The following is a 15610-nucleotide window of genomic DNA, read 5'->3' on the forward strand; positions in this document are numbered from 1 at the left end:
TGGCGACTTCTGCTACGAAATTCGAAAGTCTTGACGACTCCCGCTTCACATCAAACAAGTAAACACATTTACAAACTGAGTCATCGATCATGAACGGTTCCGAAAATGATAGTAATGTTAAAACTCCGCGTGGCGATCTTGCCGGGTTTACGAAGTACTTGAAGAGCGACGTGACGTCGGGCTTTTTGGTTTTCTTGATTGCCTTGCCGCTGTGTCTGGGGATTTCATTGGCTTGCGGTTTCCCACCGATCGCTGGGATCTTTACGGCGATCATCGGATCGGTGCTGACAACGTTTGTCAGCAATTCGGAGTTGACGATCAAAGGCCCTGCAGCCGGTCTCATCGTGATTGCAATTGGTTGCATCGAGGATTTCGGTGGCAACGGAATGACGGATGGTTGGATACCGTCTGATATGACCGCCTACAAGGCGGCGTTGGCGGTCGGAGTCGCGGCAGCGGTACTACAGATCCTCTTTGGGATTTTCCGCGCCGGTATATTGGGAGAGTTTTTCCCCGTCTCGGCGGTTCACGGGATGTTGGCCGCGATCGGTGTCATTATCATCCTAAAACAATTTCCCGTCGCACTAGGTGTTTCCGCGGGGGGGGAACCACTCGAAATGCTACGCGAAATCCCTGATTATATCGCGGAAGCGAACCCCGCAATCGCGTCGATCGGGATCGTCAGTATCTTGATTATGTTCTTTTGGCCAATGATCCGAGCAAAGGTAAGTTTATTAAAAGCGATTCCGGCACCGTTGATCGTTTTGCTTGTTACCGTACCAATGGGTATGGCATTCGATTTGTTGCATACGCATTCGTATATGCTGCAAGAACATCAATATCAACTTGGCGAACAATATTTAGTTAAGATGCCGACACGTGTTTTTGGGATGTTTGACGACATTACCACCCCTGACTTTTCGGTATTGCGACAGGTCAAAGCTTGGAAGTGGGTAATGATGTTCTTCATCATCGGAACCCTTGAATCGGTTCTCAGTGCCAAGGCGGTAGACCTGCTCGACCCATGGAAGCGTAAAACCAACATGGACCGTGACATTGTTGCGGTTGGTATCGGCAACCTTTGCGCGTCGGCGGTCGGCGGGTTGCCGATGATTTCAGAGATCGTTCGCTCCAAAGCGAATATCGACAACGGCGCGAAAACGCGATTCGCCGACATGTGGCATGGCGTGTTCCTGCTGATCTGTGTGGCCATGATTCCAATGGTTTTGCATCGCATCCCACTCGCGGCTCTCGCCGGAATGCTCGTTTATACCGGTTATCGCTTGGCTCACCCAAACGAGTTTGTTCATGTGTATCGAATTGGAAAAGAGCAACTGGCAATCTTTGTGACGACCCTGATCATGGTTTTGGCGACCGACCTGCTAATCGGTGTTGCGGCGGGCATTTTGCTGAAAATGTTGATCCATCTATCCAACGGCGTGCCCATGAAATCGTTGTTTAAGCCATACATCGAAGTCGAGGAAATCGATGAGAACACAAGTTTGATTGTAGCCCGAGAATCAGCCGTCTTTAGCAATTGGATTCCGTTTCGTCGTCAAATCGAGCAGATCGGCTTGATCCAAAGAAGGAACCTGATTATCGACGTGTCCGACACGAAGCTCATCGATCATAGCGTGATGGAGAAACTCAAAGAAATGGAACGCGACTTTGAGCAAGAAGGTTTGACCTTTGAAGTTCGTGGTCTTGATTCCCTTCAGCCTCTTACCGATAACGCCAATGCCGCTCGTAAACGTGGTCTCGCATCCATGCGGCGGGTGACACTTGTTGCAGATGCAACGATCGAACATTGGCTCGAAGAGGAACTTATCCAGCTTGGTGCGAGCGGATTGACTTCCATCGTTTGTCACGAAGCCAAATCCAACGGCGTAGACGATGGTGTCCAATCCTGCAATGGGAAGGTCCGTTTGGAATTGATTGCACCGCGATCAACTTGTGATGCGATGTTGACGTTTGTTCGGCAGGACGTTTTGCCGCTGCATAGCGTCTTGGTAAGTGTCGAGAACGTGGATGTACTACGTACCAGTGATTTTGTGTCCGATCCTTTCCCCGCTGAATCTGAATCACTCTCGCATTAGCTATCGCGGTTGCATTGAAACCGATTACACCCGTTCCCGTACGAAACTTGAACTCACCTCTGATGCGAAAGACCCAATAGAAATGCACCATTCGATTCTGATCACGCTATTCGCTTCGGCAATGCTAAACCAACTCGCAGCGGCTGGCGAACCTGTGGCTGGCGAACCTGTGGCTGGCGAACCTGTGGCTGGCGAACCTGTGGCTGGCGAACCGATAGCCAACGCCCAGATACCCATGACGGTTGAACAGTCTTCCGAAGCATTCAACAAGCTCGGGGCCCAAAAGGTTTTGATTCTTGATGGCGAGCTTTCCTATGTAAACCTCAACTCCTCTCGATTCAGTGACCGCCATGTCAACTTGCTACCGGGACACTCGAATCTCGTTTATCTCTCGTTGACCAAGACTCGTATCTCCGATGCGGCATTGGATGCAGTAGGCAGGCTTCCGTCGTTGCGTTGGTTAATGTTAAGTCACACCGACATCTCCGATGCAGGTGTTGCGAAGCTGTCAGGTCTATCCAATTTGCAAACTCTCACCCTCCGAGCGACCAAGATTTCTAACAACTCTCTTGAAACCATCTCGCAACTACCTAATCTTAGGACGCTCGTAATCGGCGACACCAACATTACTGACGAGGGAATAGATTGGTTGTTGGCGATGAAGAACTTGAGCATCCTCCATCTCGAGGGAACGAAGGTTAGCGAATCGGGAATACAGCAATTACGTCGTGAGATGCCCGAATGCGAGATCCTTGGTAGCCCGGTGCCGCATCAAGGTGTTGGAAAAACTTTTTAATACGGCAAGCTTCGATTGGGGGCACTGACAGTGCCTTGACGTACCCGTTTCATCTTGTCCGTCCCAGCGGAAGCCATCAGGCTGAAGCACCGATTGCTTGCACGCCCCTACCGGTGATGCGAGTCTCAAGTTGCGGACCCGCGACCTCCGGGGGGGATCACCCTGGTCATCAGCTTTCCCCACAACAGCCTTTTCCTTTCGCGTCAAATGTCGCTTGATCGCTCGGAACCAATCGAGCAAGCGGATCGAGATTCGCGGGTACACTCGATAGCCGCCCCGTCCAATCGATTTCACGAACGCTGCTGCCTTCCACCACGCTTATCCTCAGGCGGGAGCCTGGGGATAAGTGTTCGTGGCGTAGTCGCTTGCGAAACAACAACCTAATAGCCGCACAACCTCAGGGAGTTTAAGGGAGGTCGAACGCGGCGTTAAGCTGCGGTTCGGGAAGGTGTGGGGATAGCCTCCCGATGAGGAAGTCAAGCGATCTTTACGAATCGATTTCGACTCGCTCGCCGTGCGCGTCACGGCAATCCATTTCGAGGTGTTCGGGGAACAATCCTTCGCTGCCGAGAATTTGCACGGTCATTTTTCCCACATCTTCCATCTCCATGACATCGCGGCGCTTTTTGTTGTTCAAATGTGCCGCTACTTCATCGTTCACTCGGATCGTCACTCGTTCGATATGATCGTTTGGCACCGCCAGGGCCAACATGCGAATCACTTCGATCGACATACTCTCCGCGGTCTTGACCAAGCCACGGCCTTGGCAACAGGGGCAATCGGTATAGATGCTTCGTTTCAAGCTCGGGCGGATTCTTTGCCGAGTCATCTCGACCAATCCAAACGGGCTCGTTCTTAGAATTTTCGTTCGTGCTCGGTCATTGGCCATCGCATCGCGAAGCGCGTGTTCAACTTTACGTCGGTAGCTTTCTTTTCGCATATCGATAAAGTCGTTGACGATGACACCGCCGAGGTCGCGGAGTCTAAGTTGCCTTGCGATCTCTTTGGCTGCCGCCAAGTTCAAACGGAACGCGTTTTCTTCAGGAGAATCATTGCCTCGGAAATTACCGCTATTGACGTCGATCGCCACGAGAGCCTCCGTCGGATCGATCACGATGGAACCACCGTTAGGAAGAGGCACTTGACGTTGATTGATTTGCATAATCTCTTGCTCCAACTTGTATTTATGGAAGAGCGGTTGACCGCCATCATGAAGGACCAATCGATCGACGACACGTGGCATGACCATCTTCAAAAAGTCCTTTGCCTTTTCGTAGGACTCTCGTTCATCGATCACGATTTGATCGATATCCTCGCTGTAGATATCGCGGATTGTGCGAATGATTAAATCACTTTCCTCATACAGTACGCCAGGATCGCCAGGCGTATTCACTCGGCGAACGATCGCTTTCCATAGTCGCAGCAGGTAATCCAAGTCGCGTTGAAGTTCGGGCTCTTTCCGTCCAGCACCGGCGGTACGAACGATGAAGCCGAGTCCTTTGGGTGGGTCGAGTGACAACAAGCATCGCTTGAGTCGTTTGCGGTCGTCTTCGTCTTCGATTTTTCGGCTGACCCCGACGCGCCCGAGGGCAGGCATGAGGACGAGGTAACGGCCTGGGATCGAGATATAAGTACTGAGGGTTGGGCCCTTTGTGCCAATTCCTTCTTTGATCACTTGGACCAAGACTTCATCGCCTCGTCTAAATATTTCTTGGATAGGCGGTTTGACTCGGGGCCGGCCACCTTTGAAGGCATGTTTGCGTCCTTGTCCTGAGTCTCTCGCTCGTTTCGCGGCTGCCTCGGCCATCTCGTCCGATTCTCTCATGATCTCTTCGGGATCGTAACCGCCTTGGCGGAAGTACTGCGGTTCAACATCACTGATGTGCAAGAATCCGTTTCGACCGACTCCAAAATCGACAAAGGCTGCTTGGATACTTGGTTCCAAGTTGACGATTTTGCCACGGTAGATATTTCCGGCAAATGCTTCGACACTTTTTCGTTCGACATAGAGTTCGTCGAGGCGTTTATCGGCAATGACTGCAATCCGGCATTCTTCGGGTTGCAACACGTTGATCAACATTTCTTTCTTCATCAAATTCACCTTTCGGGTGTTTGGCAAGCTTAATGCGGCGTTAAGTAAAAAGACGTTCGCATGGACGCTCACCGGGGTTTAGTATTCGGTTTAGGGCAGGCGTTCAACCTGCCGTTTGTTTCTATTTCGTAGGATAGGCTTCTAGCCTGTCGTGTTTTTTCAACACAGGCTGGAAGCCTGTGCTACGTGTTTTTTCAATACAGGCTGGAAGCCTGTGCTACGTGCTTTTTCGACACAGGCTGGAAGCCTGTGCTACGTGTTTTTTCAATACAGGCTGGAAGCCTGTGCTACGTGCTTTTTCGACACAGGCTGGAAGCCTGTGCTACGTGTTTTTTCAATACAGGCTGGAAGCCTGTGCTACGTGTTTTTTCGACACAGGCTGGAAGCCTGTGCTACGTGGTTTTTCAATACAGGCTGGAAGCCTGTGCTACGTGTTTTTTCGATACAGGCTGGAAGCCTGTGCTACGTGCTTTTTCGACACAGGCTGGAAGCCTGTGCTACGTGCTTTTTCGACACAGGCTGGAAGCCTGTGCTACGTGTTTTTTCAATACAGGCTGGAAGCCTGTGCTACGTGTTTTTTCAATACAGGCTGGAAGCCTGTGCTACGTGTTTTTTCGACACAGGCTGGAAGCCTGTGCTACGTGTTTTTTCGACACAGGCTGGAAGCCTGTGCTACGTGTTTTTTCGACACAGGCTGGAAGCCTGTGCTACGTGTTTTTTCGACACAGGCTGGAAGCCTGTGCTACGTGTTTTTTCAATACAGGCTGGAAGCCTGTGCTACGTGTTTTTTCAATACAGGCTGGAAGCCTGTGCTACGTGTTTTTTCGACACAGGCTGGAAGCCTGTGCTACGTGTTTTTTCGACACAGGCTGGAAGCCTGTGCTACGTGCTTTTTCGACACAGGCTGGAAGCCTGTGCTACGTGCTTTTTCGACACAGGCTGGAAGCCTGTGCTACGTGTTTTTTCAATACAGGCTGGAAGCCTGTGCTACGTGTTTTTTCAATACAGGCTGGAAGCCTGTGCTACGTGTTTTTTCGACACAGGCTGGAAGCCTGTGCTACGTGTTTTTTCGACACAGGCTGGAAGCCTGTGCTACGTGTTTTTTCGACACAGGCTGGAAGCCTGTGCTACGTGTTTTTTCAATACAGGCTGGAAGCCTGTGCTACGTGTTTTTTCAACACAGGCTGGAAGCCTGTGCTACGTGTTTTTTCAATTCAGGCTGGAAGCCTGTGCTACGTGTTTTTTCAATTCAGGCTGGAAGCCTGTGCTACGTGTTTTTTCAACACAGGCTGGAAGCCTGTGCTACGTGTGTTCTTCTTCGAGCACAACGCGGGTGCGGGAAATTATCGCTCCACCATTGATCCAATCATCAAAGCCAAGTATTTGCAGGATATCGTTCGGTTTTAGCGAAGCGCCCGGTGTCGCAGTCAGCGACAGCACTAAGTGCCCATCTTCCAATTCAAGCTGGGGGATGTCGTTCGCAACGTTTGCGACAACTTGTTTTTTCTTCCGTTCGACCGAGACCGTTTCTCGACTTTTAAGTTCTGCAACCGCCGCGCGGATCGCATCAAGGTCGCTATCGCTTGTCATCGAGGGTGGTAGTGCGATCACATAGTCGCTTCGCTTAAGTTGAGCCTTTTTGATTCCCTCGGGCAATCGACAAACATGCTTGATAACGAGTCCAGGTTGATGGTCGTCAGCCAATCGCCGGAACAGATCGTCGGGAGGGAGTTCTTCGGCAAGATCGATGTCGAGGACTTCGTCCAATCCCTCGATGCCGAGGGCTAGTGCTGAGGGGAATGCAATTCGCGGTTTGGGATGGAAGCCTTCTGTCATCGATGGCTTTAACTGAGCGCGGCGAACGATCCGTTCCCAGAGGCGTGCCAGATCGTTGTGGCCAATCCACCTCAGCAAATCTCTCTTCTCGAATCGAACGCGATAGCGAATTCTTATTGTCATTATTGGTTTGAAAAGTAGGTCAATCCGTCTAGCTAACAACCAATTCGGGAACAAGGGCTTCGAGTCGGTCGAGAAGATACAAGTCGACATCCTTTGCCGTTTCCAGCTTCATGACCCGCTCGGCGATTTGTCGGCACTGCTCGCTGGTAACGCTTCGAATCGCTTTTTTGAGTCGATGCAACGCTGACGGCGGCACACTTAAACATCGCACCCCCATTCCGATTAGCAGTAGTGCACGAGCCGGATTACTGCTCATTTCACCGCAAACGGAGATCGGGATATTATTGGCATTGGCGACTTCAATACTATGGGCGATCAATCGAAGCACGGCTGGGTCACACGATTGATAGAGGTTTGCGACATACTCGTTGCTGCGATCGACCGCCAACGTGTATTGGGCCAAATCATTCGTTCCAATGCTGAAAAAATCGACTTCACGGGCGAACACGTCAAGCATGACGACGGCAGCAGGGACTTCCACCATCATACCGACCGGGATGTCACTTCGATAAGGAACGCCAGAGTCCTGCAAATCTTCAGCAACGACATTGAGCAGCATTCTAGCTTGTCGCAGTTCGCCGATCGTCGTTATGAGCGGAAACATAATCCGAATATCTCCGAGGACGGCAGCACGTAAGATCGCTCTTAATTGTGGTCGAAACAGGTTCGAGTTTCGCAGCGACAAACGGATGCTACGGAGCCCCAAGGATGGATTGTGTTCGTATTCGGCATGCGGGCGTTTGCCCATCTTGTCGGCCCCCAGATCGAGCGTTCGAATCACAACCGGGCGTCCATCCATCTCCCGAACGACTTGGCTGTAGGCTTCGTAATGATCCTCTTCGCTCGGCTCTCGTTCGCTTGCAAGGTAGAGGAACTCGGTTCGATACAAGCCAATTCCGTCGGCCCCACGCTGCAAGCATCCTTCCGCTTCGCTGGGGAATTCGATGTTTGCACTCAATTGCAGCTTGAGTCCGTCCGCTGTTTCGGCAGGCAGATCTTTCAGCTCAGCTAGCCGGGCGGTAAGCGAGCGACGATCAGCGAGACGCTTTCGATACTCGCAAAGTACTTGTTCGTCGGGATCGATGATCACTCGCCCGCGGTCGCCATCGACAATGACCGTTCCTGCACTATTGACCGAATCGAGAAAGGGGCCGATGCCGACGACTGCGGGCAATTCGAGTCCTTTGGCGACGATCGCGGTGTGTCCACCGGGGCCACCTGTTTCGGTACAAAATCCCCGAACATAGCGGCGATCGAGATTGGCTGTTTCGCTTGGCGACAATCCATGTGCAAGCACAATGACCGGCTCACTCAGGTCGGCTAATGGTTGCCGGGTGACGGCCCCGAGTTCAAATAGCAATTGTTTTTCGATATCGAGAACATCTTCAGCCCGGTCGGCGAGAAGCGGGTTATCGAGTCGGCGAAGCGCGGTTGCATAATTGTTCAATACGCGGCTAACCGCATAGGGTGCCGATTGGTGATCGTCGCGAATACGTCGTCCCAATTCGGCGTGCAGTCGTGGGTCGTGCAGCATTTGAAGCTGAGCGGCAAAAATATCGCCCGTACTGTTTCCGGCGGCGGCGGAGGTTTCCAAGCGATTGGTTTCAAGTCGGGCGGAAACGAAATCCACCGCTTGGCTCAAGCGCGCGTACTCATCCTCCGCATCATCTGCGGCGACGAGACAACGGGGAATACGGTACCCATCCGCGTCGAGCACTAGGGCTGGACCGATGGCGACTCCCGGCGATACAGGGATGCCTTGTAATTCAACCATCAAAGAATCGACGGTCGCAGCCTCTTACTTGATGCGACGACCGATCGAGATTTGGCTTCTTTAAGTTTGGGATTAGCGAGAAGTTCGATTACTCTTCATCATTCATTTCATGAAACCCCGCTTCAAACAATTCCACAATCGCTTGAATGGCCGCATCGGCATCGCTTCCGAACGCCGAGATCGACAACTCGGTGCCGGCTGCCGCTCCGAGCGTCAGAAGCGAGAGAATACTTTTGCAGTCGACATGCTCGCTGCCTTTACCGATTTTGATGGTCGAATCGAACTGGTTCGCCAGTCGAACGAGCATATCGGCAGGACGAGCGTGTAAGCCTTGCGGATTACGCACGACGACAACTGTGGATAGCGAGGAATCGTTTGTCATTAGCCAGACACAAATTGATTATCGTCAGCTTCTTGAAGCAGTTGGCTGATATCCTCGGGAGTCTTGCTCTGCTTGAGGAATCGGCAGAAATTCTCGTCGCGAAGTTGCCGCGAGATATTCTCGAGGGCACGCAAGTGATCGCCAGGCCGCTCGGGTGGGCTGATCAACAGAAAGAAAAGCTGAACGCGTTCGCCATCGAGCGAATCAAAGTCGACGCCTTCATTGCTAACGCCAACGGTGCCAACCAACTTTTGTACACTGGGGTGCTTCGTGTGGGGAACGGCGACGCCACGCCCAATTCCGGTACTGCCAAGTTCTTCTCGCTTCATGATTGCAGCGATGATGTCTTCTTTTTGGTCAGCTTCGATTTGACCGGATTCCAAAAGCGACTCGACGAGCTCTTGGATGACTTCTTCCTTCGTCACGGCTTTCAGATCCGCACGAATTGCTTTGGTGTTGATAAAGTCTGCGAACTTCATTGGTATACGATTCCTTTGTGAAATCAAATTGAGTTAAATGGGGTTTATTCGTCGTCGTCATCGGTGACGACGGATTCAATGTGTTTGTGGGGCGTATTACGGTGACCCGTTTTTTTGTCCTTCAGTTTCCGTAATTGCTGCTCCATTTTCGGGATTGCCGAATCGAGAGCGGAGATCACCGTGTTGGCTTCACCCGTGGAGATGCAATCATCGGTCTTTTCGGCCGAGACACGAATTTCCAAAGAGGGCTTATCAAGATTTTCTAAGTCAACGGTGACTTCGATCGCACTGATTCGATCGTACAGCCTCCGTAACTTTTCCGTTTTTTCTACAATAAGCTGCTGATCGCCAGGTTGAAGATTACCATGACGCGCCGAAACGCTTACCTGCATCTTGTTGTCGCTCCGTGAATCGGTAGAAGTGGGAATCGGTAGAAGTGGGAATTGGTAGAAGTGGGAATCGGTAGAAGTGGGTTCTTTGATTTGACCGCCGTCGTGAGCCGCCCGGTTGTCGTGAATCTTGTGAAAGATTCCAAGCCGGTTGGAATTTAACCGTCTCAACACAGGTCGGGCAATCAAAACCAATCGGGAGTTCAGTCTACGCGACAATCAGCAGAAAGGATAGCGATCAAGACTCCTATTCTCTACCCTGAATCATAATTTTTCTAGCTTGCCGTCTCCCCCGGTGACAGAACGAACAAAAAGATGGTATCTTTTCGCCCTTACCGTTTACCACTTTATTCCTCGATCCCCCCTGGTTCACATGGCCCGTAAGGTCGTCAGTCGTAAAGCAAAAGCTGCAGAGGCGGAGGCTGCCGAAAAGCAGGCTACGGCCAAAAAAAAAGCTAAGAAAAAGCGCGCATCCACTCGAAAGTCGAAGAAAACAGCGGAAAATGTTCGCTTGAGACTTTATTGGGGTGTCTTCAGCCAAAATCTCAAACGCGTTGCTGTGTTCGAGTTTGATCAGAAAAAAGAAGCGGAAAAGCGAGCTGTCGAGCTTAGTAAGGGTGGCAAATCGCCTCACTTCATCCAGAAAGTGAAGGAAGAAATTCGGCTCGAAGGCGAATAGCCCACCGTGACCGATCCTTCGACTTCTCTCCAGCTCTCCGATCGTGGTTTTTTGCGGAGGATGCCTGCGGAATGGGAATCGCTCGCTGCCGTTTGGCTCGCTTGGCCGCATAGCCACGAGACATGGCCGGGATATTTCGAGCGAATTCCTGACTTTTTCGTGTCCTGGGTCCGGTCGATGGCGGCGAGCACGGAGGTGAAAATATTGGTGCCCCCCGCTCGCTTGAATGATGCGCGAAAGCTACTGGATATTTCTGCCAATTCGCTCGTTCACGCCTCGATCGAATTGGTGGTTGTGCAGACCAACGATTGCTGGATCCGAGATTATGGACCAACCTTTGTCGTCTCGAATGAGCGTGCAATCGCAGCGGAAAATCCAATCGCAGCGGAAAATCCGATCGCAGCGGAAAATTCGCTGAGCTGGATTGGGGTCGATTGGCGCTATAATGCTTGGGGAGGAAAGTACCCGCCCTGGGATGCCGATGACGCTGCCGCGAAAACGATATGCGAATTTCTTGGTATCCAACGAGTCCGCAGCCAATTGTGTCTAGAGGGAGGCGCGATCGAAACCGATGGTTGCGGTCGATTGCTGACAACGCCTGAATGCTTGGTAACGGCTACAAGAAACCCAAACTGGACCGCCGACCAAATCTCAGCCGAACTTTATTCACAACTTGGGGTCACCGAGATTGTATGGCTTTCTGGTGGCGGTCTGATCGGCGATGATACCGACGGGCACATCGACCAACTGGCTCGATTTTTGGACCCTGAGAATGTCGTGGTCGCCGTTTGCGACGATCCGTCGGATGAAAATCACGAACCGCTCGAAGAAAATTTTCGGCAACTGCGTTTGTGGGCTGATTCAACAACTCCCAACGTCAATGTGCATCGATTGCCGATTCCTGAACCACGATCCGTCTCTGGACAGCGAGTTCCAGAAAGTTACTGCAATTTTTTGATGCTAGGACGGGATCGATTGTTAATGCCAAGCTTTGGCCAACCGAAGTCGGATGATCGAGCAATGCAGATTTTGCAAAACCTCGCTCATGGTGCGGTCGTCGAATCTATTGATTGCCGCGATTTGATTTGGGGGCTCGGTGCACTTCATTGCGCGAGCCGCGATCAGCCGCGATGGTAGGCTTCGCTTGCTGGCGGTCGATTCCATGAGCCGTTTAGGGCGTTAGCCTCGGTTTGACCATCCAATCGAAGAACGATTGCTGAACCGATGTATCGACCCCACCGTTTCGCAAGAGATGCTTCGGTAACGATAGCAAAGCCGATTTCGTCGAAACTCTGACAACAAAATCCGCTCCATCTAGCGGCTTTGTGGGATAAAAGGAGGTTGCAGAAGCCCAAGCCGATGAACCATGATAATTCTAGCGAATCGATCTTGAGTCAAAATCAGAATTTTTCTACTTTCCGATTCTAAGTAAGTACTTTTGGGGTGAAAGCGGATGGAATTCGTTGCCTCGGAAAGTGACGTGGTAGGCTCGACGATCAAACGATTGCTCGACAATCAAACGATTGCTCTACGATTCAAAGGAATGACCGGGATGTTTTACCGACCCAACCGATTCAAGCTGTGGATGACTTCGCTTCTTCGTTTTGGCCTCTATTTGTCTGTCGTGATTGGCATTGCCAGTACGCTCGGCACTTCGGTGGCCCGTAGTCAAGACAATGCCAACGACGTGGTTGCCGTTGTGAATGCTGACCCCATCACGCGGAAAACGTTGACCGAAGAAACGCTTCGCCGTTACGGTACCGAAGTGCTTGAGAACATGGTCAATCGACATTTGATTTTGCAGGCTTGTCAGTCGCAGGGCATTGAAGTGACCGCGACCGAAGTCCGTGAAGAGATCGCTCGTATCGCATCAAAATTTGGTTTGGCGATGCCCGCGTATCTGCAGCTTTTGCAAGAAGAGCGTAATATCGCGCCCGATCAATATAGCCGCGAAATCATATGGCCCATGTTGGCTCTCCGCCGTTTGGTCGATGACCAAGTGAAAGTGACTCAGGAAGAAATGGATCGTGCCTTCATCGCTCAGTTTGGTGAGGCGGTCAAATGTCGGTTGATTATGGTAGCGTCCCGAGCGGACGCGGACCGATTGCATCAACAAGCGACCAAAAATCCCAGTCAATTTGCTCAGTTGGCAAAACAATATAGTGAGGATCCTGCAAGTGCTAGCGTTGGAGGCTTGATCCCACCGATTCGCCGCTACAGCGGCGATTCACGTCTAGAAGAAGCCGCATTTGCTCTCGCCGATGATGCGGTATCGCCCGTTATGCAACTTGGCGATCAATGGATCATCTTGCAAGCGGTTCGACGCATTGGTGAGACCATCCCAAGTCCGCAGGCGTTGCCTGCCATTCGAGAGCAAATCAGTGATCGAATTCGCGATCAAAAGATGAAAGGGGCCGCAACCGAGTTGTTTGCACGGTTGCAAGCCGACGCCCAAGTGAAGACAATTCTTGGCGATGCCGAAAAAATGAATCAATATCCTGGTGTGGCGGCGATCGTCAACGGTCAAGAGGTGACGATTGCCTCGGTTGGAGCCGAATGTGTGAAACGCCATGGAGAAGAAGTGCTTGACGGTGAAATCAACCGCAAACTCCTCACCCAAGCGTTACGAAAAGCGAACAAGCAAGTGACCGATGCCGATTTGCAAGCCGAGATCGAACGAGCAGCGCTCAGCTTCGGGTACATTCGCAAAGATCATCAACCCGATGTTCAGGCATGGATGGAGTCGATCACGGCGGACGGAAAGACGACCACGGAACTCTACATTCGCGATGCTGTTTGGCCCAGTGTTGCAATGAAAAAGTTGGTCGAAGAGTCGGTGACGTTAAGCGAAGAGGATCTGCAACAAGGCTTTGAGTCTGCCTATGGACCTCGAGTGGAAATCCTGGCGATCGTTCTGTCCGATCAGCGGACGGCACAGAAGGTATGGGAAATGGCTCGCGACAATCCGACCGATCACTTCTTTGGCGAATTGGCACAGCAATACAGCGTCGAGCCCGTCTCGTCGAGCAATATGGGCAAAGTCCCACCGATTCGCAAACATAGCGGTCAACCCGCCATTGAGCGAGAAGCGTTCGCAATGAAACCGGGTGATTTAAGCGGCATCGTTGTCACCGGCGACAAGTATATCGTGATGCGATGTCAAGGTTATACAACGCCAATCGTACAGAAAATGGAGGATGTGCGAGCCGAACTGGTCCGAGACTTGACAGAAACCAAAACGAATGTGGCGATGAATATCAAGTTCGAAGAGCTTCAAAACAGCGCCGAAATCGATAACTTTTTCGTCGCCGCAAAAGAGATTCCCAAGATGGCCAAGCAAAGCGCAACGACGACCCATTGATTCGTGAAGCCGCGTGGATAACGGCCCACGCGTCCAGCTTGATCACCCAGCGAAAACCGGTGCCTCCATCGCGAGACACCGGTTTTTGCTATTCCGTAAGGTGGCTTCGCGGCAATCTTTGCTGCGGTTAAGCTATAATGGAGACAGCGAAACCAGAACGACTCCGATTTGACCTTGATCCCTACCAAGATCCTATTTCTACCTGCAAATAGCATGAATTTTCTAGCTTGGAACATGACCCATCTTGCAGCGATTCTGATCGTTTTCGTTGCCACGATTGCGGACGCGCAGGTTGTCGATCGGTCCACCGAGGAATTCGATCAAGACCAAGTTGCAATTTGGATCAATCAGCTCGGTGCGGACGAGTTTGCGCAACGCGAATATGCGGCAGGCCAGTTGATCGAGCTAGGGGTTTCGGTGTTACCACCGCTGCAGGACGCTGCCGAGCGAACAACCGATCCCGAGGTCAGGCTGCGAAGTCGACAATTGATTCTTCAATTGACTTCCGGCGATTTGCAGCAACGAACCGATTCCTTCTTAGCGGGTGACGAGGTTCCCTTCGAAGGATGGGGGGTGATGCAGAGTGTGATGGGCGATTCGTACGGAGTCAGAAAACTGTTTGTTGAGCTGTTGATGTCCCATGCCGATGTGGTCAAGTCGCTCGATGGATCGGCTCGGGACCGAGCGATTGCAATGCAATCCGCTGTGGGAAGAATTCGTGTTCGCAAGTACGAGAAAATGCAGATGCCAACGCGTAGCGATATTTTGGCGATGTTGTTGCCTGGGCAAGACTCAAACGTACCAATTAGCGAAGCGGATGAAAGTCTAATGTTGTCGATGCTTCGTCAAGCGACGGGGAACGAATTGCATCGCGATCTGCAATTAGGAGGTCCTGTCGACGCCTTGGTTGGCAATTGGATCAATCGATCCAGTTTAGCGAATCGTGATGAAACGATCTTCTTTGCTTTGAGTTGGGATTTGGAAAGTGTTGTTCCGCTCGCAATTCGTACACTCGATGAAGCGACAACGGCTGACCAAATCTCGATGGCAATGCAAGCGATTGCTCAGCATGGAACTCGCCAAGATGGGAAGCACGTCGCCAAGTTTTTGGATGATACACGGATCGTGGCGGCACGGAGGAGTGCAACCGGAGAGAAGTTGGAGACGCAGTTGGGTGACGTGGCGATGGCTACGATTGCGATGGCCAATGGGATGAAACTTAGCGAAGTTGGCTTCGCGAAAGCCGAGCAGCATCCGTTGCAGGCATTCATTCTGGAGGAGATCGGTTTTCCAAGCGACGACCCTTCCAAACGTCAAGCCACACGAAAACGAATCGACGCCATTTTAGAAGGGAATGCAAATTCTTTGCCGATTTTTCCGTAGGGCGGCTGCGCCGCGATGTCGCTTCGCTCGTTGAGCGATTTGCGTCCATCGATTGGCTCGGTCCAACCATCCTTCTAGCCCGGATGATCGATGTGATTGGGCGCGGTTTTAACGACCCGCAGGTAGCGGAATGAATTTCGCACGATGACAGTGTCGAAGCAGATGACACTCGTCTATAATTTGATGCAGCGAGAATCGTTTCGTTTCCCAAAATCCCAAC

12 protein-coding genes are annotated in these 15610 nt (G+C 51.6%); 6 read left to right on the forward strand and 6 right to left on the reverse strand.

Annotated features, from left to right (window positions below):
- Positions 1-89: 89 nt before the first annotated feature.
- The gene (locus Q31b_RS25930; RefSeq protein WP_146602581.1) at positions 90-2096 is read left to right on the forward strand and encodes a SulP family inorganic anion transporter; all 2007 of its coding nucleotides are present in this window, start codon (positions 90-92) and stop codon (positions 2094-2096) included.
- A gap of 82 nt (positions 2097-2178) precedes the next feature.
- Positions 2179-2892, forward strand: a complete 714-nt coding sequence (locus Q31b_RS25935; RefSeq protein ID WP_197172385.1) for a leucine-rich repeat domain-containing protein — start codon at positions 2179-2181, stop codon at positions 2890-2892.
- Positions 2893-3379: 487 nt separating this feature from the next.
- Here Q31b_RS25935 and Q31b_RS25940 read toward each other — a convergent pair whose 3' ends face one another.
- The 6 genes from Q31b_RS25940 to Q31b_RS25965 form a co-directional block, all read right to left on the reverse strand.
- Positions 3380-4984, reverse strand: coding sequence for an Rne/Rng family ribonuclease (locus Q31b_RS25940; RefSeq protein ID WP_146602583.1), 1605 nt, complete (start codon positions 4982-4984; stop codon positions 3380-3382).
- Positions 4985-6286: 1302 nt separating this feature from the next.
- The gene (locus Q31b_RS25945; RefSeq protein ID WP_146602584.1) at positions 6287-6943 is read right to left on the reverse strand and encodes a TIGR03936 family radical SAM-associated protein; all 657 of its coding nucleotides are present in this window, start codon (positions 6941-6943) and stop codon (positions 6287-6289) included.
- A gap of 28 nt (positions 6944-6971) precedes the next feature.
- Complete coding sequence (ptsP, locus tag Q31b_RS25950; protein ID WP_146602585.1) at positions 6972-8717, reverse strand: phosphoenolpyruvate--protein phosphotransferase; 1746 nt, start codon at positions 8715-8717, stop codon at positions 6972-6974.
- Positions 8718-8805: 88 nt separating this feature from the next.
- Entirely contained in the window at positions 8806-9099 is a 294-nt protein-coding gene (locus tag Q31b_RS25955) for an HPr family phosphocarrier protein (RefSeq protein WP_146602586.1), read from the reverse strand.
- Positions 9099-9578: a PTS sugar transporter subunit IIA gene (locus Q31b_RS25960; protein ID WP_146602587.1), complete on the reverse strand. Its 480-nt coding sequence runs from the start codon at positions 9576-9578 to the stop codon at positions 9099-9101. Before Q31b_RS25960 ends, Q31b_RS25955 begins: the two co-directional genes overlap by 1 nt.
- A gap of 44 nt (positions 9579-9622) precedes the next feature.
- On the reverse strand, positions 9623-10138 hold the full coding sequence (locus tag Q31b_RS25965; protein ID WP_231617858.1) for an HPF/RaiA family ribosome-associated protein: 516 nt from the start codon (positions 10136-10138) through the stop codon (positions 9623-9625).
- 124 nt (positions 10139-10262) lie between these two features.
- Between Q31b_RS25965 and Q31b_RS25970 the strand changes: the two genes are divergently transcribed.
- The 4 genes from Q31b_RS25970 (at position 10263) to Q31b_RS25985 (ending at position 15390) form a co-directional block, all read left to right on the forward strand.
- On the forward strand, positions 10263-10646 hold the full coding sequence (locus Q31b_RS25970) for a hypothetical protein (protein WP_231617859.1): 384 nt from the start codon (positions 10263-10265) through the stop codon (positions 10644-10646).
- Between the two features lie 6 nt (positions 10647-10652).
- A complete protein-coding gene (locus Q31b_RS25975; protein WP_231617860.1) occupies positions 10653-11783 on the forward strand; it encodes an agmatine deiminase family protein in 1131 nt (376 codons plus the stop codon).
- Between the two features lie 520 nt (positions 11784-12303).
- Entirely contained in the window at positions 12304-14007 is a 1704-nt protein-coding gene (locus Q31b_RS25980) for a peptidylprolyl isomerase (protein WP_390622355.1), read from the forward strand.
- A gap of 213 nt (positions 14008-14220) precedes the next feature.
- Positions 14221-15390, forward strand: a complete 1170-nt coding sequence (locus Q31b_RS25985) for a hypothetical protein (protein ID WP_146602589.1) — start codon at positions 14221-14223, stop codon at positions 15388-15390.
- Positions 15391-15610 lie beyond the last annotated feature (220 nt).

This window comes from Novipirellula aureliae (assembly GCF_007860185.1).
Classification (GTDB): domain Bacteria; phylum Planctomycetota; class Planctomycetia; order Pirellulales; family Pirellulaceae; genus Novipirellula_A; species Novipirellula_A aureliae.